Origin of the sequence: Streptomyces sp. NPDC101181, assembly GCF_044767975.1 — a bacterium.
GTDB lineage: Bacteria > Actinomycetota > Actinomycetes > Streptomycetales > Streptomycetaceae > Streptomyces.
This window is the reverse complement of the sequence record NZ_JBIWOX010000023.1, coordinates 58,890-77,818: the sequence shown is the minus strand read 5'-3', so window position 1 is coordinate 77,818 and position 18,929 is coordinate 58,890. Positions and strand designations below refer to the sequence as shown.

Here is an 18,929-nt window from a genome sequence, read left to right as displayed (position 1 = left end):
GTTTGACTACGAAGCTGGGGAAGGGTGACGGTGACCATGACCGAAGCGATCGTCCTGGACGGCGTGTGCAAGAGGTATGGGGAGAAGCGCGCCCTGGACGGACTGGACCTGGCCGTCGCCCGGGGCACCGTGCACGGTGTGCTCGGCCCCAACGGCGCGGGCAAGACCACCGCCGTGCGGATCATGTCGACGCTGCTGCGCCACGACGCGGGCCGGGCCGCCGTGGCCGGACTCGACGTCCGCACCCGGGCGCGCGAGGTGCGGCGGCGGATCGGGCTGCTCGGGCAGCACGCGGCGGTCGACGAACAGCTCGGCGGGCGGCAGAACCTGGAGATGTTCGGGCGGCTGTACCACTTGGGCGCACGCCGGGCGGGTAGCCGGGCGGACGAGCTGCTGGAGCGGTTCGGCCTCGCGGACACCGGCCGGAAGGCGGTCAGGCACTACAGCGGCGGGATGCGCAGGCGGCTGGACCTCGCCGCGTCCCTGATCACCGACCCCGAGGTGCTGTTCCTGGACGAGCCGACGACCGGGCTCGACCCGCGCGGCCGGGCCGAGGTGTGGCAAGCAGTCCGCTCCCTGGTCGGCGGCGGCACCACGGTGCTGCTGACCACGCAGTATCTGGACGAGGCGGACCAGCTGGCCGACCGGATCTGCCTGATCGACGGCGGCCGGGCGGTCGCCGAGGGCACCCCCGACCAGCTGAAGGCCCGGGTCGGCGGCGACCGGATCGACGTCGTCCTGCGCGACGCCTCCCGGATCGGGGAGGCGGCCGCGCTGCTGGGCGGCGAGGACCTGACGCTCGACCCCGACCGGCGGCTGATCGGCGCGCCCGCCCCGGACCGGATGGCGGCCCTGACCCGGACGGTGCGGGCACTGGAGGACGCGGGCATCGAGGCGGAGGACATCGCGGTGCGCCGCCCGACCCTGGACGAGGTGTTCCTGGCCCTGACCGGGCGGCCCGTCGACACCCGGTGTACGGAGAAGGCGCAGAAGACGGAGGTGGCGGCGTGAGCGCGGCGACGACGGCGGTTCCCGGTCCGGGCGAGGGCGGCTCCCGGCTCGGCTGGGCGCTGGCCGACTCCTGGACGATGACCCGGCGCGAACTGGCGCACTGGGCCCGGCAGCCGGTCGCGGTCCTGGTCAACCTGGCGTTCCCGGTGATGCTGCTCCTGATGTTCACCTATCTGGTGGGCGGCGGCCGGGGCGTGGAGGGCGATCCCACCGAGTTCCTGGTGCCCGGGATGCTCGCGCTGACCATGGCCTTCGGCCTGGAGAGCACGATGCTCGCGGTCACCCAGGACCTCGGCAAGGGGGTCGTCGACCGCTTCCGCTCGATGCCGATGGTCCCGGGCGCGGTGCTGGTGGGCCGCAGTGCCGCGGACATGCTCCAGTCGGTCGCCGCCCTCGCGGTGATGACCGGGGTCGGCTACGCGGTCGGCTGGCGCTGGCACCACGGGGCGGCGGCCGCGCTGGGCGCGGTGGGGCTGCTGCTCCTGCTGCGGTTCGCGATGCTGTGGGTGGGCATCCACCTCGCGATGGTGGCGGGCAGGCCGGAGCTGGTCTCCGCCGTCCAGATCCTGGTCTGGCCGGTCGGCTTCCTCTCCAACGTCTTCGCCACCCCCGCCTCCATGCCGGGCTGGCTCGGCGCGGTGGTCGAGTGGAACCCGATGTCGGCGACCGCCACCGCCGTACGGGAGCTGTTCGGCAACCCGGGCGGCGCGACCGGCAGTTGGGCGGCGGAGAACGCCCAGCTCCTGGCGGTGCTCTGGCCGATGGCGATCATCGCGGTGTTCTTCCCGCTGGCGGTGGGGAAGTTCGCCCGGCTGAGCCGGTGACGGGGCCCGGCCGGCCGTACGTCACAGGCCCCGGCCCCGGCGGGTGACCGGGGAGTCGTGGACGGCGACGACCTCCCCGATCACCACCCCGGGCGCGGGCCTGGCGAGGTCCAGGCCGGAGAGGTGCTTCTTCAGCCGCTTCGCCATGGGGCGGAAGGTCGCGAGGGTGAGCCCGCCGGAGACCACGGCCCCCACGACGGGAATGGCCTTGGAGACGGACTTGGCGAAGGTCTGCTTCGTCATCTCGACCCCGAGATAACCGGCGACCTTCTTCACCACCGGGTAGACGACCCCCTGGGTGAGGGCCCGCTGCGGCAGTTTCCTGGCGACCTCCCGCGACATCATGGTCGCGACCTTCCCCACCGCGGCGTTCGCCGACTGGGTACCGAACATCACGCCGACGAAGAGCGTCAGCACGCTCCTGGTCGCGTCGTCGAGGTCGGCGTCCTCGGCGAACAGATCGGGCCAGCTGTAGAGGTAGGCCAACTTCTGCGCGATGCGCAGCACATGGCCCGTGTACTGCGCCAGGTCGGCGGGCACGGTGGCGGGCAGCGCCAGCACACCGGGCATCCCGGCCGCCGCGGACAGGGCGCTCGCCTTGGCCGTCTCGTAGGTGATGGACTCGTCGGCCACCCGGTCCAGGACGGCGAGCGGGATGCCCGCCGCCGCGGGGCTCAGCTCGATCGCCCGGCGGACCTCCGCCTCCGAGCAGTGCCGGGCCAGCGCCCGCCGCAGATACGCCGCGCGGTCGATCCGTACGCCCGGAAGCCGTGCCGCGCTCCCCAGCAACGCGGAGAACCGCGTGTCGGGGTTCTCCATGTCTTTGCTCGTGGACATGGCAGGAAACTACAGCAGCGCGAAAGCACCCCGCCCCGCTTCCGGCGCGGTTGTCACAGAACCGGGACCGGTGGGGGCCGTCTAGTGGTGGAACGCCGTCGGCGCCGACCGGTCGTGGCTCAACGGGTGCCGCTGGGAGCGCAGTTCGGGCAGCAGCAGTGTGAGGTCCTCCACCAGCAGCGCCGCCAGGTCCGAGGAGAACCCGTTGCGGCACACCACCCGCAGCACCGACAGGTCCTGCCGGTTGGCCGGGAAGGTGTAGGCGGGCACCAGCCAGCCGCGCTCCCGCAGCCGCCGCGAGACGTCGAAGACGTCGTACGCGTGGACGTCCTCGTTCGTCGTGAAGGCGAACACCGGCAACTCGTCCCCCCGGGTGAGCAGTTGGAAGTCGCCCAGCTCCTCCACCGCACGGGCGAGCCCGCGGGCCACGTCCCGGGACGCCTGCTGGACCGCCCGGTAGCCGTCGTGGCCGAGGCGCAGGAACGTGTAGTACTGCGCGACCACCTGCGCCCCGGGCCGGGAGAAGTTCAGCGCGAAGGTCGGCATGTCGCCGCCCAGGTAGTTGACCCGGAAGACCAGCTCCTCCGGCAGCTCCTCGGCCGAGCGCCACAGCGCCCAGCCGACCCCGGGGTAGACCAGCCCGTACTTGTGGCCCGAGGTGTTGATGGAGGACACCCTCGGCAGCCGGAAGTCCCACTCCACGTCCGGGTCGAGGAAGGGGGCGACCATCGCCCCGGAGGCCCCGTCGACGTGGACCGGGATGTCGAGGCCGGTGTGTTCCTGGAGGGCGTCCAGGGCGGCGCACAGGTCGGCGACCGGCTCGTAGGACCCGTCGAAGGTGGAGCCGAGGACGCCGACGACCCCGATGGTGTTCTCGTCGCACAGTTCGGCGGCGGCCTGCGGGTCGAGATGGAAGCGCCCGCCCTCCATCGGGACCTGCCGGGCCTCCACCTCCCAGAAGGCGCAGAACTTCTCCCAGCAGACCTGCACGTTGACGCCCATCACCAGATTGGGCCGGGCGGTCGCCGGATAGCGGTCCGCGTTCCGCTTGGCCCAGCGGCGCTTGAGGGCGAGCCCGGCCAGCATGCACGCCTCGCTCGACCCGGTCGTCGAACACCCCACGACCGCCGCCGGGTCGGGGGCGTTCCACAGCTCGGCGAGCATCGCCACACAGCGCCGCTCCAGCTCGGCGGTGCGCGGGTACTCGTCCTTGTCGATCATGTTCTTGTCCCGGCACTCGCTCATCAGCACCCCGGCCTGCGGCTCCATCCAGGTGGTGACGAAGGTCGCCAGGTTGAGCCGGGAGTTGCCGTCGAGCATCAGCTCGTCGTGGACCAGCCGGTACGCCGTCAGCGGCGGCAGCGGCCCGTCGGGGAGCCGGTGGGTGGGCGGCGCGGTGGTCATCGCGGCGGCCGGGTCGGCCGCCCCGTAGAAGGGGTTGAGGGCGAGCCGGCGCCGCTCCTCGGAGGGCTCGTCCCGGTCCGGGTGGGCACCACGGTGGAGCGGCATGGGGGAGACCCTTCTCTCGGCGGACGGGACCGGCCCCGGACGGACGGGGCCGGTATCCGGGTCGGCGGGTGCCTCAGGCCTCGGCGGCCAGGCCCGCCTTGATGGCCCGGGTGAACTTCACGACCCGCTCGGTCTGCACCCGCGCCGCGGTCAGGGTCTGCTCACCGACCGGGATGTCGCCCTGCCCGGCGACGTGCGAGGTGCCGTACGGGTTGCCGTCGACGAACTTCGTGGCGTCGGTGTACCCGGGGGTGACGAGGATGCCGCCGAAGTGGTGGATCGTGTTGTAGAGCGCGAGCAGCGTGGTCTCCTGGCCGCCGTGGGTGGTGGAGGAGGAGGTGAACCCGCTGTAGACCTTGTCGGAGAGCTGCCCCGCCTGCCACAGCCCGCCGAGGGTGTCGATGAACTGCTTGAGCTGGGCGGCGATGTTCCCGTAGCGGGTCGGCGAGCCGAAGATCACCGCGTCCGCCCAGACCATGTCGTCCGGCGAGACCTCGGGAATGTCGGCGGTCGCGGCCAGGTTCTCGGCCCACGCCGGGTTGGAGTCGATGGCGGACCGCGGGGCGAGCTCCGCCGCCCGGCGCAGCCGCACCCGCGCCCCCGCCCGCTCCGCGTCCTCGGCCATCGCCTTCGCGATGGCGGCGATGGTGCCGGTGGACGAGTAGTAGACGACGGCGACGTTGACGGGCGTGGACATACGGGACCTCCGGCGGAGCAGCGCGGCACACCAGCGGATGCTGGCTCTTTGGTGACGAAGCCGACGATACGGATGTTCACGGCGTCCGGCGCGCCGGACGGGGCCCGCCCCGGCCCCGTACGCCTCACCGCAGCGGCGCGCCGTCCCCGTCCAGTTGCATCAGGGGCCGCCCGGTGACCAGCAGCCACGCGGGCAGCACGGCCGCGCACAGCAGCGGCAGCACCCCCGCGTCGCCCACCAGCACCGCCGCCGTGAACAGGCTCACCCAGCCCTGCCGGGTGACGGCGAGCAGCATCCCCAGCACCGCGCAGGAGACCGCGAGCGCCGGTGCCACGGCGTCGACCAGGGCGTGCGCGCCGAGCCCGAGCGCCACCCCCGCGAAGACCGCCGGGAAGATCCGCCCGCCCCGGAAGCCGCAGGCCGCCGCCGTCACCAGGGCGGCCACCTTCACCACGGCCATCCCCACGAACGCGCCCGCCGACCAGCCCTCCGGGTCCCCGGCGATCTCCTTGACCTCCTCCAGCCCCTTGAAGAGGGTCAGCCGGCCGCCCAGCGCCCCGAGCAGCCCCAGTGCCAGGCCGCCGAGCGTCAGCGCGAGCACCGGATGCCGCAGGGCGGTGAACACCCGGTGCGCCCAGGGGAAGGCGTACACCGCGAGCAGGCCGAGCAGCGCGCCCGCCGGGGCGATCACGAGGGCGGCCGCCAGATCGCCCCAGCGCGGATCGGAGTAGCCGGGCAGGGAGAGGCCGAAGCTGGGCTCCGCGATCAGCGACATGGTCAGCGCCCCCGCCGTACCGGCCGCGAGCGGAGCGAACAGCCGGTCCCAGAACGCCCCGGGGCCCGGCTGGGAGGCCAGCGCCTCGGAGAGGATCAGCGCGGCCGCGACCGGGGTGCCGAACAGGGCCCCGATCGTTCCGGCCGACGCGAGCGCCACCCACAGTTCGGCGGGCGCCCCGGGCGCGGCACGGCGGCCCAGCCAGAAGGCGAGGGCGATGTTGGCGGCGGTGATCGGGTTCTCCGGCCCGAGGCTCACCCCGCCCGCCAGCGCCAGCACGGTCACCAGGAGCAGCCCGGGGACGACACCGGGCCGCATCGGGGCGTCGACCAGTCCGGTGGTGGCCGGGTCGGGCCCGCCGTGCCCGGGGACGGCCCGCAGGACGAGACCCACCGCGAGCCCGGTCGCGGTGAGCATCACGATCATCCACAGCGCGGAGAAGCGGCCGACGCCGAGCGCGTCCGGAAGGCTTCCCCACAGCACGTCCTGGAGCCGCTCCGCCAGCACGCTGACCCCGAGCAGGATCAGCGCGCAGGCCACTCCCACGCCGAGCGCGGGCGGCACGAGCGGCAGCAGCCGCCGGGCCGGGGTGGCCGCCGGGAGCGGGGGAGCGGGCGGCGGGGGCGCGGGGGGTTCAGGGGCAGCCACCGGCTCACCATAGAGTCACCGATCGGGCAAAAGCCGCATAGCTGCCCCGCCGTCCGCCCGCGTCACCCCTTGCTGATCACCGCCGCCGTGCCGTACGCGCAGACCTCCGTGCCGACGTCCTGCGCCTCGGTCACGTCGAAGCGCATCATCAGGACCGCGTTGGCGCCCCGGGCCCGCGCCTGCTCCACGAGCCGTTCCATCGCCTGGTTGCGGGTCTCCACCAGCGTCTTGGTCAGCCCCCTCAGCTCGCCGCCGATCATCGACTTCAGCCCGGCACCGATCTGGCTGCCGAGATGGCGCGAGCGGACGGTCAGCCCGAAGACCTCGCCGATGACCTCCGTCACCTGGTAGCCCGGCACGTCGTTCGTGGTGACGACCAGTACATCCGCCTGGGCGGTCTGACCGCCGCCGAATTCCTCAATGCCCATGTCCGTGGCACCTCCTGTGATCAGCTTCGGGCCGCTCCGTAGGATGCGCATGCCCGCTGTGCGCCACTGGAACCAGAGGCATACACCGGGCGTTGGTAGCTTGGGTGGCTACGCAGCCGTCATCGCACACCTCATCCTGGAGCCCGGACCCTTGAATACGCTTGCGCTCGGCCCGAGCTGGCTGGACCCGGACTATCTGCTCAACACGTTCGGCCTCCCCGGCCTGCTCCTCATCGTCTTCGCCGAGTCCGGACTCCTGATCGGCTTCTTCCTCCCCGGCGACTCCCTGCTGTTCACCACGGGTCTCCTGGTCACCACGGGACAGCTGAAGTACCCGCTCTGGCTGGTCTGCACCCTGATCGCCATCGCCGCGATCCTCGGCGACCAGGTGGGCTATCTCTTCGGTCGCAAGGTCGGCCCCGCCCTCTTCAAGCGCCCGGACTCCCGCCTCTTCAAGCAGGAGAACGTGGAGAAGGCCCACGCCTTCTTCGAGAAGCACGGGCCGAAGTCCCTGGTCCTGGCCCGCTTCGTGCCCATCGTCCGCACGTTCACGCCGATCATCGCGGGCGTCAGCCGGATGAACTACCGCCTGTTCGTCATCTACAACATCATCGGCGCCCTGCTCTGGGGCGTGGGCGTCACCGTGCTCGGCGCGCTCCTCGGCAAGATCGACTTCGTGCACCAGCACATCGAGAAGATCCTCATCCTGATCGTGCTGGTCTCCGTGCTGCCGATCGTGATCGAGGTCCTCCGGGCCCGCAGCCAGTCCAAGAAGGCCGCCGCCGAGACGCCGGACGGCCCCGTCGGCCCTCCGGCCCCCGGCCAGCGCGGCCGCCACGCCAAGCGCTGACCCCCCTCTCATACGCACGAGCTGGTACGCACGGGAAGAGCTTCGCCCCACGACACCCGGGGGAGGGGCTCTTCCCGTGTCCGTATCCGCGTACGGGCGGGGCCACCGCCCTCCGCCCCGCGTACCGGCCGCGGCGCCCGGCCCCGCCTACCGGCCGGGTCAGAAGCCGCGGGTGCGCTTCGCCGCCCGGCGGGCGCCGCCGACCGCACCGGGCGCCCCCATGAACAGCCGGGAGATCTCGCTCCCCAGGTTCACCCCGATCGCGATGGCCAGTGCCGTCGCGACCGCCGTGGTCAGCGAGGCGAGCCCGGCGACCAGCTCGTTCTGCGCCACGCCCAGCAGACCGAAGTACGTCGCCGAACCGGGCAGCAGCGGCCCGATCGCCGCCGTGATGTACGGCAGCGATGAGGTGAAGCGGTAGCGCGAGAACAACTGGCCGAACAGGCCCACCAGACCGGCCGCCACCGCGGTCGCCGCCACCGGCGAGATGTTCCCGGTCCGGGCCATCGCCCCGAAGATGATCCAGGCCACCCCGCCGTTCAGGGTGACCGCCAGCACGGTGGACCGCTCCTGCTGGAGCAGGATCGCGAAGGCCAGGCTCAGCGCCATCGACGCGAGGATCTGCGCCTCCGGGTTGTGGTACTCGGTGAACCGGGCCTCCGGATTGAGCTGCGCCCCCAGCTGCAACCCCAGGTAGAGCACGATCAGCACACCCGCGACGATCCCGATGAAGAAGTACATGACCTCCAGCAGCCGGGCGGAGGCGGTGATGTAGTAGCCGGTCAGCCCGTCCTGCACCCCCGCCACCAGCGCCCGCCCCGGCAGCAGCGCGAACAGCCCACCGGTGATCACCGCGGAGGGGCGCACGTCCGTCGAGTGGGTCAGCGTCAGCGCCACCCCCATCGCGGCGGGCGGCATCGCGGCGACCATGAACTGGTAGAACTCCGGCAGCCCCCGCCCGGCGCACAGCCAGGCCAGCCGGTCGCCGAGCATCGCGCCCGCCGCCGCCACCAGGAACACCAGCGGTCCACCGCCGACCAGCACCGAGGCCGAACCGGCCAGCAGTCCGGCCGCCGCGGTCAGCACCCAGCCCGGGTAGGGGTGGCGGTTCCTGCGGATCTCCGCGAGCCGCCGGTAGGCCTCCTCCAGGGACACCTCGGCGTCCTCGCTGGTGATGTCGTCCACCAGCTGGAACACCGCCGCCAGCCGGGTGTAGTCGGTGCCCCGGCGGCGTACCGTACGGCTCGCCGTCACCGGGTCGTCGACCAGCGACGGCTGGTGCGAGATGGACAGCAGGGTGAACGTCACCGTCGGCTCGCTGCGGTCCAGCCCGTAGGACCGGGTCACCGCGAACATCGCCGCCTCGACGTCCTCGGCGCCCTCACCGCCCGCCAGCAGCAGCTCCCCGATACGCAGCGTCAGGTCGAGCACGCGCGGAACGGCCGGACCGGTCTCGTCCCCGGTGTGCTGCACGGTCTCCGCGGCCGGACGCTCGGTCACCGGCATCCGCAGCATCGTGCGCATCCGGTCCTGCCAGGGTGCTTCCTTGGTCAGCTTGACCATCGGAATGCCCTGCGCCGGGGTGAACGCGGGCGGCGACTGCCGCGCCGAGTAACTGCTCGGCGGGGTGAAAGCGGAACTCAACGTGTCGGAGTTCGAACCGCCCACGGAGCCGTGGCCCGCGGACGCCGTGCCGCCCGCGTCGGACACCACCCCGCTCGGGACGGCGAACTCCGATGTCGGATGGTCCTCCTCGGGCGGCGACACCGGCTGCATCGTCCCCGCGGGCGGGGCGAAGGCGCTGCGTGCCTCGTCGGACTGGGGCTTCTGGTCCTCAGGACCCCCCGATTCCGCCACCACTCGACCTCGTTCCTCCTCGGCTGATCTTCCCGGGCGCACGTCTGCCCAGTATGGCCACCGACATGAGTCCCGGATGACGAGGCGATGCACACAGCGCGACGGGCGGCACACCCACGCAGGTGTACCGCCCGTTCCCGTACCGCCGGCCGGCTCACAAACGGAACCGGAAGGATGACGTCAGTGCGCGCCGCCCTGAGCCTCAAGACGCTTGTACGAGGCCTCGATCTCGGCCTCCGCCTCGGCGCGGCCGACCCAGTCGGCGCCCTCGACGGACTTGCCCGGCTCCAGGTCCTTGTAGACCTCGAAGAAGTGCTGGATCTCCAGGCGGTCGAACTCCGACACGTGGTGGATGTCGCGCAGGTGCTCCACCCGCGGGTCCGAGGCCGGGACGCACAGCAGCTTGTCGTCGCCGCCCGCCTCGTCGGTCATCCGGAACATGCCGATGGCGCGGCACTTGATGAGGCAGCCGGGGAAGGTCGGCTCGTCCAGGATGACCAGCGCGTCCAGCGGGTCGCCGTCCTCGCCGAGGGTGTTCTCGACGAAGCCGTAGTCGGCCGGGTAGCTGGTCGAGGTGAAGAGTCGACGGTCCAGGCGGATCCGACCGGTCTCGTGGTCCACCTCGTACTTGTTCCGCGAACCCTTCGGGATCTCGATGGTGACGTCGAACTCCACGGGTGGCTCCTCCATGATCAACACATACGACTGGTGATTAAGTGTCCCCCACGCAGAAGAGTGCTCGCGAAAGGGGCTGGTCAACGGTGGCCGAGCCGGTGGAAGAACCGTCGAAGCGCCCGTCGGACCCCTGGGGCGGGCTGAAGAGGATCACGAAGGGACGTGACGGCTCGCAGCCCTGGCGGCTCGTCGCAGGCTCCGCCGCGCTCGGCCTGGTCGTCGCCACCGGCGCCGTCCTCGCCGCCGGCCCCTGGGACAACGGTCAGCGTAAGGCCGAGCGGGAGCTGGCAGCCGCCGCGGACTCGACAGGTGGCGCACATCACGGCCGCTCCACGCCCGACGGCACCCGCCCCGCCCCCAGCGCCCCGCCCGTCCTCCCCGCCCTCTCCACCGCGGCCGAGGGCACCCCCCAGGACCCCGCGGGCCTCAAGGGCACCCTCGCCCCGCTCATCGGCGTGCCCGCGCTCGGCGACAAGGTCGCCGCGTCCGTCGTCGACACCGCCACCGGCGAGCAGCTGTACGGGCGGGGCGCCACCACCCCGATGACCCCGGCCTCCACGGTCAAGATCGCCACCACCGTCGCCGCGCTCTCCGCCCTCGGCCCCGACCACCGCATCGCCACCACCGTCGCGCTCTCCCCCGACGCCCGCACCCTCACCCTCGTCGGCGGCGGCGACCCCACCCTGAGCAGGGCCGCCCTGCGCTCGATGGCCACCGACGCGGCGAAGGCCCTGCGCGAGAAGGACGAGGACTCCGTACGGCTCGCCTACGACACCTCCCGCTACACCGGCCCCGTGCTCCACCCGATCAGCCCCAACGAGAACATCGCGCCCGTCACCGCCCTGATGGTCGACGAGGGCCGCACCGACGGCACCGACCGCGGCCCCGCCGAACGCTCCGATGACCCCGCCGACGACGCCGCCCGCGCCTTCGCCGCCGAGCTGATGAAGGCGGGCGTCAAGGTCACCGGCGCACCCCGCGAGGCCCGCGCGGCCGACAAGGCCCGCACGGTCGCCACCCACGACTCCGCCCCGCTCTCCGCCCTCGTCGAGCGCACCCTCACCAACAGCGACAACGACATCGCCGAGGCCCTCGCCCGGCAGACCGCCATCGCCAAGGGCGAGAGCGCCGACTTCGCCGGAGCCCGCCGCGCCGTCACCAACGAACTGAAGAAGCTCCAGGTCCCGGTGGCGGGCGCCCGCCTCGCCGACGGCAGCGGCCTGGACCGCAAGGACAAGGTCACCCCCGCCCTCCTCACCGCCCTCCTCGCCCGCGCCGCCGACCCCGAGCGCCCCGGACTGCGCCCCGCGCTCACCGGTCTCCCGGTCGCCGGATTCACCGGCACCCTCGACGGACGCTACGAGGAGGCCGCCGGAGGCACCGGCCTGATCCGCGCCAAGACCGGCACCCTCAGCGGCGTCAACTCCCTCGCCGGAACCGTCGTCGACCCCCGGGGCCGCCTCCTCGCCTTCGCCTTCCTCGCCTCCGGCAGCAGCTCGGCGGCCGAGGCCGAACCGGCCCTCGACGCCCTGGCCACCGCCCTGGCCGGACAGCGCGGCTGAAGCGGCACGGCACCCGAAGAGCCGCACAAGACCCCACCACCGGGCGACCGGCTCACGTACGGTTGACGCATGACGAGCATCGGTGGTGCCGAGATGGTCGACTGGAATCTCGCGGTGGCGACCGCGACCCGGCTCGTACGGCCGGGGCCCGACATCAGCCGCGAGGAGGCCCGCGCCGTCGTCGCGGAGCTGCGGCGGCACGCCAAGGCCTCGGAGGAGCACGTCCGGCTCTTCACCCGGATGATCCCCGAGGGGACCGAGCCCGAGGACACCCCCGTCCTCGTCGTGGACCGCCCCGGCTGGATCAGGGCCAACGTCGCCGGTTTCCGCGAACTCCTCCAGCCCCTGCTCACCAAGATGGAGAGCCGCCGCCCCGGCGGACCCGGCGGCGCCGTCCTCGGCGCGGTCGGCGGCAAGGTCACCGGCGTCGAGCTGGGCCTGCTGCTGTCGTTCCTCGCCTCCCGGGTGCTCGGCCAGTACGAGACCTTCGCCCCCGCCACCCGCGAGCTGCCCGCCTCCGCGACCGGCGGCGGACGCCTGCTGCTCGTCGCCCCCAACATCGTCCACGTCGAACGCGAACTGGACGTCGCCCCGCACGACTTCCGGCTCTGGGTCGCCCTCCACGAGGAGACCCACCGCACCCAGTTCACCGGCGTGCCCTGGCTCCGCGACCACCTCCGGGGCGAGATCCAGACGTTCCTCGACGAGACCGACGTCGACCCGGCGACCTTCGTGGAACGGCTCCGCGAGGCGGCCCAGTCCCTCTCCGGCGGCCGCCCCGAGGGCGAGGAGGGCGACCGGGACGACCGCAGCCTCGTCGACGTCGTCCAGACCCCCGCCCAGCGCGAGATCCTCGGCCGGCTCACCGCCGTCATGTCCCTGCTCGAAGGGCACGCGGACTACGTGATGGACGGCGTGGGCCCCGAGGTCGTCGGCTCCGTCGCCGAGATCCGGGAGAAGTTCCAGCAGCGCCGGGCCCGCGGCGCCGGACGCCTCGACCAGGCCCTGCGCAAGCTCCTCGGCCTGGACGCCAAGCTCCGGCAGTACAAGGACGGCGAGAAGTTCGTCCGGTCGGTCGTCGACGAGGTCGGCATGGACGGCTTCAACCGGGTCTGGACCTCGCCCAACACCCTCCCGACCAAGGCCGAGATCGCCCGGCCCGCCGACTGGGTCGCGCGCGTGCACCGTAAGGCCGAATCCTGACCATCGGGCGGCGCGGATACTCCCCGGGGACCGGAATTCGCCCCCTAATCACCCATCCGAGGGACCATAGGGGCATGGGAAGGCGTGCAATGCTCGATGAACAGCTTGCCTCTGTCACCATCGACGCACTCTGAGTGACGGGACTCCCGCGTTCCGGCGCTCGACGCACCTCCCGAACTCCACGAAGGGCACCGGACATGGGTCCCCATCCTGCGGTCGCGGCGATACGCCTGGCGGTCCGCCGCGTACTCCACGACGTCCTCACCGAATTCCACCGGCACGCCGACCCCCACCGGCCCGCCGGAGCGGCCAGGCCCCCCGCGCCCGCCGCCCGCCCCCGCTACGCCGAAGCCGGCGCCGCGGGCGCCCCGGCCCTCCCCGGCCGGACCGCCCTCCCCGAGCGCCCCGACGCCCCGCTCGTCCTCGTCGCCTGCTCCGGCGGCGCCGACTCCATGGCGCTCGCCTCCGCCCTCGCGTTCGAGGCCCGCAAGCTCTCCGTCCGGGCCGGCGGCATCACCGTCGACCACAACCTCCAGCACGGATCCGACCTGCGCGCCGCCGAGGTCGTCGCCCGGCTCGCCGCCATGGACCTCGACCCCGTCGAGGCCGTCGCCGTGCACGTCGGACGCGACGGCGGCCCCGAGGCCGCGGCCCGCGACGCCCGCTACGCCGCGCTGGACGCCGCCGCCGAACGCCACGGCGCCGCCGCCGTCCTCCTCGGCCACACCCGCGACGACCAGGCCGAGACGGTCCTCCTCGGCCTCGCCCGCGGCTCCGGCATCCGCTCGCTCTCCGGCATGGCCGCCGCCTCCGGACCCGCCGGCCGCTACCGCCGCCCCTTCCTCCAGCTCGACCGCCAGACCGCCCGCAAGGCCTGCCTGGTCCAGTCGATCCCCGTCTGGGACGACCCGCACAACACCGACCCCGCCTACACCCGCTCCCGGCTCCGCCACGAGGGCCTGCCCGCCCTGGAGAAGGCGCTCGGCAAAGGCGTCGTCGAAGCCCTCGCCCGGACCGCCCAGCTCTCCCGCGACGACGCCGACGCCCTGGACACCTGGGCCGCCGAGGCCGAGCTGTCCGTACGGGACGAGACCGGCGGCCTGGAGTGCGCGGGCCTCTACGCCCTGCCGCCCGCGGTACGCCGCCGGGTGCTGCGCCGGGCCGTCATCGAGGCCGGGGCGCCCGCCGGTTCCCTCTTCGCCCGGCACATCGAGGAAATCGACCGCCTGATCACCGGCTGGCGCGGCCAGCGAGCCATCAACCTGCCCGGCCGCGTCGAGGCCCAGCGGCAGGGTGGCAGACTGGTCATCCGGCAGAGCTGACGCGCGAGCGGCTGAAGTGCGGACGAACCGCCGCCGGTCCGGGTCCGCCCGGACCGGCGGGCAGGGCGTCGGCAGCACAGAAAGAGACGTGGGTGAACGAGAAGGACATGGGTACCGACCTTCAGTCGGTGCTCCTCACCAAGGAAGAGATCGACGCGAAGCTCGTCGAGCTGGCCGCGAAGATCGACGCGGAGTACGCGGGCAGGGACCTGCTGATCGTCGGCGTCCTCAAGGGCGCGGTGATGGTCATGGCGGACCTGGCGCGCGCGCTGTCCACCCCCGTCACGATGGACTGGATGGCCGTCTCCTCGTACGGCGCGGGCACCCAGTCCTCCGGTGTCGTCCGGATCCTCAAGGACCTGGACACCGACATCAAGGGCAAGCACGTCCTGATCGTCGAGGACATCATCGACTCCGGCCTGACGCTGTCCTGGCTGCTGTCCAACCTGGGCTCCCGGGAACCGGCCTCGCTGGAGGTCTGCACCCTGCTGCGCAAGCCGGACGCCGCGAAGGTCGCCATCGACGTGAAGTGGATCGGCTTCGACATCCCCAACGAGTTCGTCGTCGGCTACGGGCTGGACTACGCGGAGAAGTACCGCAACCTGCCCTTCGTCGGCACCCTCGCGCCGCACGTCTACGGCGGCTGACCCTCGCCCGAACGCGCGGGAACCCTCATCGCCTTCGGGGCGTTGAAGCTCTGAAAGCAGGTTTCTCCGCCGCACCCAGCGGTCGCCGGTGCCCATGCTGGGGTACCGTCCGAAGAACACTCTTTTCAAACAGCAGCATTTCACTACTGGGCAGGAGGAACGGAGCGACTTCGCTCCGTGTGGATGGACGTGAAGCGATACTTCCGTGGGCCGGTCATGTGGATCGTGCTGGCCGTCCTCGCCGTGGTCGTGTTGATGCAGGTCGTCGGCTCGTCGGGCGGCTACAAGACGGTGGACACCGCCAAGGTGGTCCAGGCGATCAGTAAGAACCAGGTGGAGCAGGCCAAGCTGACCACCGGTGACGAACAAATCCTCAAGGTCGAGCTGAAGAAGGGCCAGAAGCTCCAGGGCGAGGACGGCAGCAAGTTCCAGGCGAGCTACATCGGCAACCAGGGCGTCGAGCTCGCCGACACGCTCCAGCAGAAGTTCGAGAACGGCGACATCGAGAAGGGTTACACCATCTCGCCGTCGAAGCAGTCCCCGTTCGTCTCGATCCTGCTCTCGCTGCTCCCCTTCGTCCTCATCGTGGTCGTCTTCCTGTTTCTGATGAACCAGATGCAGGGCGGCGGCTCCAAGGTCATGCAGTTCGGCAAGTCCAAGGCCAAGCTGATCACCAAGGACACCCCCAAGACGACCTTCGCCGACGTGGCGGGGTCCGACGAGGCCGTCGAGGAGCTCCACGAGATCAAGGAGTTCCTCCAGGAACCGGCGAAGTTCCAGGCCGTCGGCGCCAAGATCCCCAAGGGTGTCCTGCTCTACGGTCCGCCCGGTACGGGCAAGACGCTCCTCGCGCGCGCCGTCGCGGGCGAGGCGGGCGTGCCGTTCTACTCGATCTCCGGCTCCGACTTCGTGGAGATGTTCGTCGGTGTCGGCGCCAGCCGGGTCCGCGACCTCTTCGAGCAGGCCAAGGCGAACGCCCCGGCGATCGTCTTCGTCGACGAGATCGACGCCGTCGGCCGCCACCGCGGCGCCGGCATGGGCGGCGGTCACGACGAGCGCGAGCAGACGCTCAACCAGCTGCTCGTCGAGATGGACGGGTTCGACGTGAAGGGCGGCGTCATCCTGATCGCCGCCACCAACCGCCCCGACATCCTCGACCCGGCGCTCCTGCGTCCGGGCCGCTTCGACCGGCAGATCGCGGTCGACCGCCCCGACATGCAGGGCCGCCTGGAGATCCTCAAGGTGCACCAGAAGGGCAAGCCCGTGGCGGAGGGCGTCGACCTCGGCGCCGTCGCCCGCCGCACGCCCGGCTTCACCGGTGCCGACCTGTCGAACGTGCTCAACGAAGCCGCGCTCCTGACGGCGCGCAGCGACAAGAAGCTCATCGACAACGAGAGCCTCGACGAGGCGATCGACCGGGTCGTGGCGGGTCCGCAGAAGCGGACCCGGATCATGTCCGAGAAGGAGAAGAAGATCACCGCGTACCACGAGGGCGGACACGCCCTGGTCGCGGCGGCCTCCCCCCAGTCGGACCCGGTCCACAAGATCACGATCCTCTCCCGCGGCCGCGCCCTCGGTTACACGATGGTGCTCCCGGAGGAGGACAAGTACTCCACGACCCGCAACGAGATGCTCGACCAGCTGGCGTACATGCTGGGCGGGCGCGCGGCCGAGGAGCTGGTCTTCCACGACCCGACCACCGGCGCGGCCAACGACATCGAGAAGGCCACGGCGACGGCCCGCGCGATGGTCACGCAGTACGGCATGACGGAGCGGCTCGGCGCGATCAAGTTCGGCGGCGACAACTCGGAGCCCTTCCTGGGCCGCGAGATGGGCCACCAGCGCGACTACTCCGAAGAGGTCGCGGCCCTGGTGGACGAGGAGGTCAAGAAGCTCATCGAGACCGCCCACAACGACGCGTGGGAGATCCTCGTCGAGAACCGCGACATCCTCGACCACCTCGTGCTCGAACTCCTGGAGAAGGAGACGCTCGGCAAGGACGAGATCGCGGAGATCTTCGCCCCCATCGTCAAGCGTCCCGCCCGCCCGGCCTGGACCGGCTCCGCCCGACGCACCCCGTCGACGCGCCCGCCGGTCCTCTCGCCCAAGGAGCTGGCCCTGACCAACGGCAGCGCCAACGGCTCGGCCACCCCGCCGGAGATCGCCCCGACGGACCTCACGAAGGACATCACCCCGTCCACCGAGGCGATCCCCGAGGAGCGCCCCGACAACAACGGCTGACCCGCTCCCCGCACCAGGTGAGACACCCGTCACGGGCCGCCCCACCTGCTTCGGAATGCACGCCGCGCCCCCCAGGTTCTAGCCTGTGGGGGCGCGGCTTTTCCGTATGCCTGCGATGTCCGCGTGCGATCCGCGCACGGGGCAGCACAGAGGAACGAGGCACAGATGACCGACCCGGTGACGCTGGACGGCCAGGGTTCGATCGGCGAATTCGACGAGAAGCGAGCCGAGGCCGCCGTACGCGAACTGCTCATCGCCGTCGGCGAGGACCCGGACCGCGAGGGCCTGCGGGAGACCCCGGGGCGGGTGGCGCGGGCGTACCAGGAGATCCTCGCCGGTCTCCGGCAGGAACCCGAGGATGTCCTGACCACGACCTTCGACCTCGGACACGACGAGATGGTCCTGGTGAAGGACATCGAGATCATGTCGCTCTGTGAACACCACCTGCTGCCCTTCCACGGCGTCGCGCACGTCGGCTACATCCCGGCCGACTCCGGCAAGATCACCGGTCTGTCGAAGCTGGCCCGCCTGGTGGACGTCTTCGCCCGCAGGCCCCAGGTGCAGGAACGCCTCACCACACAGGTGGCGGACTCCCTCATGCGGATCCTGGAAGCGCGGGGCGCGATCGTGGTGATCGAGGCGGAGCACATGTGCATGTCGGTACGGGGCATCCGCAAGCCCGGGGCGAAGACCACGACGTCGGCCGTACGCGGCCAGTTGCGCGACGCCTCGACCCGCGCCGAGGCGATGAGCCTCATACTGGCGCGTTAGCCAGCTTTGTCAGTGGTGCCCGATACGCTCCTCGGCCTGTGACGGTGAGCAGGCCGAGGAGCGACGTATGAACGACGGGTTACCGAGCAGGCAGACCGTGAACGCGGTGGGAGGGCGCCTCCAGGCCCGGGAGGTCACCGTCGGCGCCAAGCTGTGGACGCTGGACGGATCGCGCACGGCACAGACGACGGTCACGGGCGTGACGGCCGTCAGGGCGCGGACGGTCGTCGAGGTCGTCACGAGTCACGCGGCTTTCACGGTCTCCGGTGACCTTCTGCTGGCCACTCCGGGCGGCTGGATCCGTGCCGAGGACGCGGCGGGCAGGACCGTCGCGTGGACGCACGCGCGCAAGCTCTGCCGTGAACGCCTCACGTTCCGCATGGGATACGCGTTCGGCTATTTCGTCGGGGCCACCTGTGCCGACGGCACGGTGGGCAAGAACTACGTCTCGCTCGTCGTGAACGACGAGGCGTTCGCCACCCGGTACGCGCGCAGCCTCAGCGAGGCGACGGGTCTGACAGCCCGGCTCCAGCCCGTGACCCGGCCCTCGGGCTTCCTGGGCCGGGAGATCCCGGGCTTCCGGGTGCGGGTGGTGTCCTCCTACCTCGCCGACGCCTTGCGCCAGTACGCCGGCGGCGACGCGCACCACATGAGGCAGGCGTTTCCTCGTGTGGTGCTGCGGGACCGCGAGGTCTTCGACGGTTTCCTCGACGGCTACGCGGACGGTGACGGGTGCCGTGCCAAACACTGGGCCGGCCGGATCCTGGTCAGTGCCAATGTGCCGTTCCTCGTCGACCTCGCCGAGATCATCGGCGCACGGTTCACCCCCGCGAGGAAAGGCCTGGCGTCGCATCTGGTCCTGGTGGACCGCTGGGCTGCCCGCGGCACGTTCCGGCCGGAATGTCACGACGCCGATCCCGTGGAATCCGGCTGGGTGACCGTCGAGTCCGTGCGGCCCCGCCTCGCGTCCGGCAAGCCGTTCACCGTCTACCGATACCGGCTTCGGCCGCATCCGGCGTTTCTGGTCAACGGGCATCTGGTCCGCGCGGCGGCATGACCGCCCCCGGACCCC

The 18,929-nt window shown here is 71.8% G+C and carries 17 protein-coding genes; 10 read left to right on the top strand and 7 right to left on the bottom strand.

Annotated elements, in window-relative coordinates; genetic code table 11:
* Positions 1–36: 36 nt before the first annotated feature.
* Complete coding sequence (locus ACIRRU_RS27130; protein ID WP_403684739.1) at positions 37–1,011, top strand: ATP-binding cassette domain-containing protein; 975 nt, start codon at positions 37–39, stop codon at positions 1,009–1,011.
* Complete coding sequence (locus ACIRRU_RS27125; protein ID WP_403684736.1) at positions 1,008–1,835, top strand: ABC transporter permease; 828 nt, start codon at positions 1,008–1,010, stop codon at positions 1,833–1,835. Before ACIRRU_RS27130 ends, ACIRRU_RS27125 begins: the two co-directional genes overlap by 4 nt.
* Positions 1,836–1,856: 21 nt before the next feature.
* Here ACIRRU_RS27125 and ACIRRU_RS27120 read toward each other — a convergent pair whose 3' ends face one another.
* From ACIRRU_RS27120 to ACIRRU_RS27100, 5 genes are all read right to left on the bottom strand, one after another.
* Positions 1,857–2,672, bottom strand: coding sequence for a hypothetical protein (locus ACIRRU_RS27120; protein ID WP_403684733.1), 816 nt, complete (start codon positions 2,670–2,672; stop codon positions 1,857–1,859).
* Positions 2,673–2,753: 81 nt separating this feature from the next.
* Complete coding sequence (locus ACIRRU_RS27115; RefSeq protein ID WP_403684730.1) at positions 2,754–4,181, bottom strand: glutamate decarboxylase; 1,428 nt, start codon at positions 4,179–4,181, stop codon at positions 2,754–2,756.
* A gap of 73 nt (positions 4,182–4,254) precedes the next feature.
* On the bottom strand, positions 4,255–4,878 hold the full coding sequence (gene wrbA / locus ACIRRU_RS27110) for an NAD(P)H:quinone oxidoreductase (RefSeq protein ID WP_403684727.1): 624 nt from the start codon (positions 4,876–4,878) through the stop codon (positions 4,255–4,257).
* A gap of 124 nt (positions 4,879–5,002) precedes the next feature.
* A complete protein-coding gene (locus ACIRRU_RS27105; protein WP_403684724.1) occupies positions 5,003–6,301 on the bottom strand; it encodes an ion channel protein in 1,299 nt (432 codons plus the stop codon).
* 62 nt (positions 6,302–6,363) lie between these two features.
* Positions 6,364–6,729, bottom strand: a complete 366-nt coding sequence (locus ACIRRU_RS27100) for a YbjQ family protein (RefSeq protein ID WP_403684721.1) — start codon at positions 6,727–6,729, stop codon at positions 6,364–6,366.
* 151 nt (positions 6,730–6,880) lie between these two features.
* Between ACIRRU_RS27100 and ACIRRU_RS27095 the strand changes: the two genes are divergently transcribed.
* Complete coding sequence (locus ACIRRU_RS27095; protein WP_403684718.1) at positions 6,881–7,579, top strand: DedA family protein; 699 nt, start codon at positions 6,881–6,883, stop codon at positions 7,577–7,579.
* A 159-nt stretch (positions 7,580–7,738) separates the two neighbouring features.
* On the opposite strand, the gene ACIRRU_RS27090 is transcribed toward ACIRRU_RS27095, so the two are convergent.
* Positions 7,739–9,439 (bottom strand): threonine/serine exporter ThrE family protein, encoded by a 1,701-nt coding sequence (locus ACIRRU_RS27090; protein WP_403684715.1) that lies wholly within the window; start codon positions 9,437–9,439, stop codon positions 7,739–7,741.
* Positions 9,440–9,616: 177 nt separating this feature from the next.
* Positions 9,617–10,111, bottom strand: coding sequence for an inorganic diphosphatase (locus ACIRRU_RS27085; RefSeq protein WP_003968257.1), 495 nt, complete (start codon positions 10,109–10,111; stop codon positions 9,617–9,619).
* Positions 10,112–10,197: 86 nt separating this feature from the next.
* On the opposite strand from ACIRRU_RS27085, the gene dacB reads away from it, so the two are divergent.
* The 7 genes from dacB to ACIRRU_RS27050 all read left to right on the top strand — a co-directional run bounded on the left by dacB (position 10,198) and on the right by ACIRRU_RS27050 (position 18,914).
* Positions 10,198–11,673 (top strand): D-alanyl-D-alanine carboxypeptidase/D-alanyl-D-alanine-endopeptidase, encoded by a 1,476-nt coding sequence (gene dacB, locus ACIRRU_RS27080; protein ID WP_403684712.1) that lies wholly within the window; start codon positions 10,198–10,200, stop codon positions 11,671–11,673.
* A gap of 69 nt (positions 11,674–11,742) precedes the next feature.
* Positions 11,743–12,876 (top strand): zinc-dependent metalloprotease, encoded by a 1,134-nt coding sequence (locus ACIRRU_RS27075; RefSeq protein ID WP_403684709.1) that lies wholly within the window; start codon positions 11,743–11,745, stop codon positions 12,874–12,876.
* A 197-nt stretch (positions 12,877–13,073) separates the two neighbouring features.
* The gene (gene tilS, locus ACIRRU_RS27070) at positions 13,074–14,198 is read left to right on the top strand and encodes a tRNA lysidine(34) synthetase TilS (RefSeq protein WP_403684706.1); all 1,125 of its coding nucleotides are present in this window, start codon (positions 13,074–13,076) and stop codon (positions 14,196–14,198) included.
* A gap of 107 nt (positions 14,199–14,305) precedes the next feature.
* Complete coding sequence (hpt, locus tag ACIRRU_RS27065) at positions 14,306–14,845, top strand: hypoxanthine phosphoribosyltransferase (RefSeq protein ID WP_069756216.1); 540 nt, start codon at positions 14,306–14,308, stop codon at positions 14,843–14,845.
* 183 nt (positions 14,846–15,028) lie between these two features.
* A complete protein-coding gene (gene ftsH, locus ACIRRU_RS27060; protein WP_363204799.1) occupies positions 15,029–17,086 on the top strand; it encodes an ATP-dependent zinc metalloprotease FtsH in 2,058 nt (685 codons plus the stop codon).
* A 165-nt stretch (positions 17,087–17,251) separates the two neighbouring features.
* A complete protein-coding gene (folE, locus tag ACIRRU_RS27055; RefSeq protein ID WP_403684703.1) occupies positions 17,252–17,857 on the top strand; it encodes a GTP cyclohydrolase I FolE in 606 nt (201 codons plus the stop codon).
* 67 nt (positions 17,858–17,924) lie between these two features.
* The gene (locus tag ACIRRU_RS27050; protein WP_403684700.1) at positions 17,925–18,914 is read left to right on the top strand and encodes a hypothetical protein; all 990 of its coding nucleotides are present in this window, start codon (positions 17,925–17,927) and stop codon (positions 18,912–18,914) included.
* Positions 18,915–18,929: the final 15 nt, after the last annotated feature.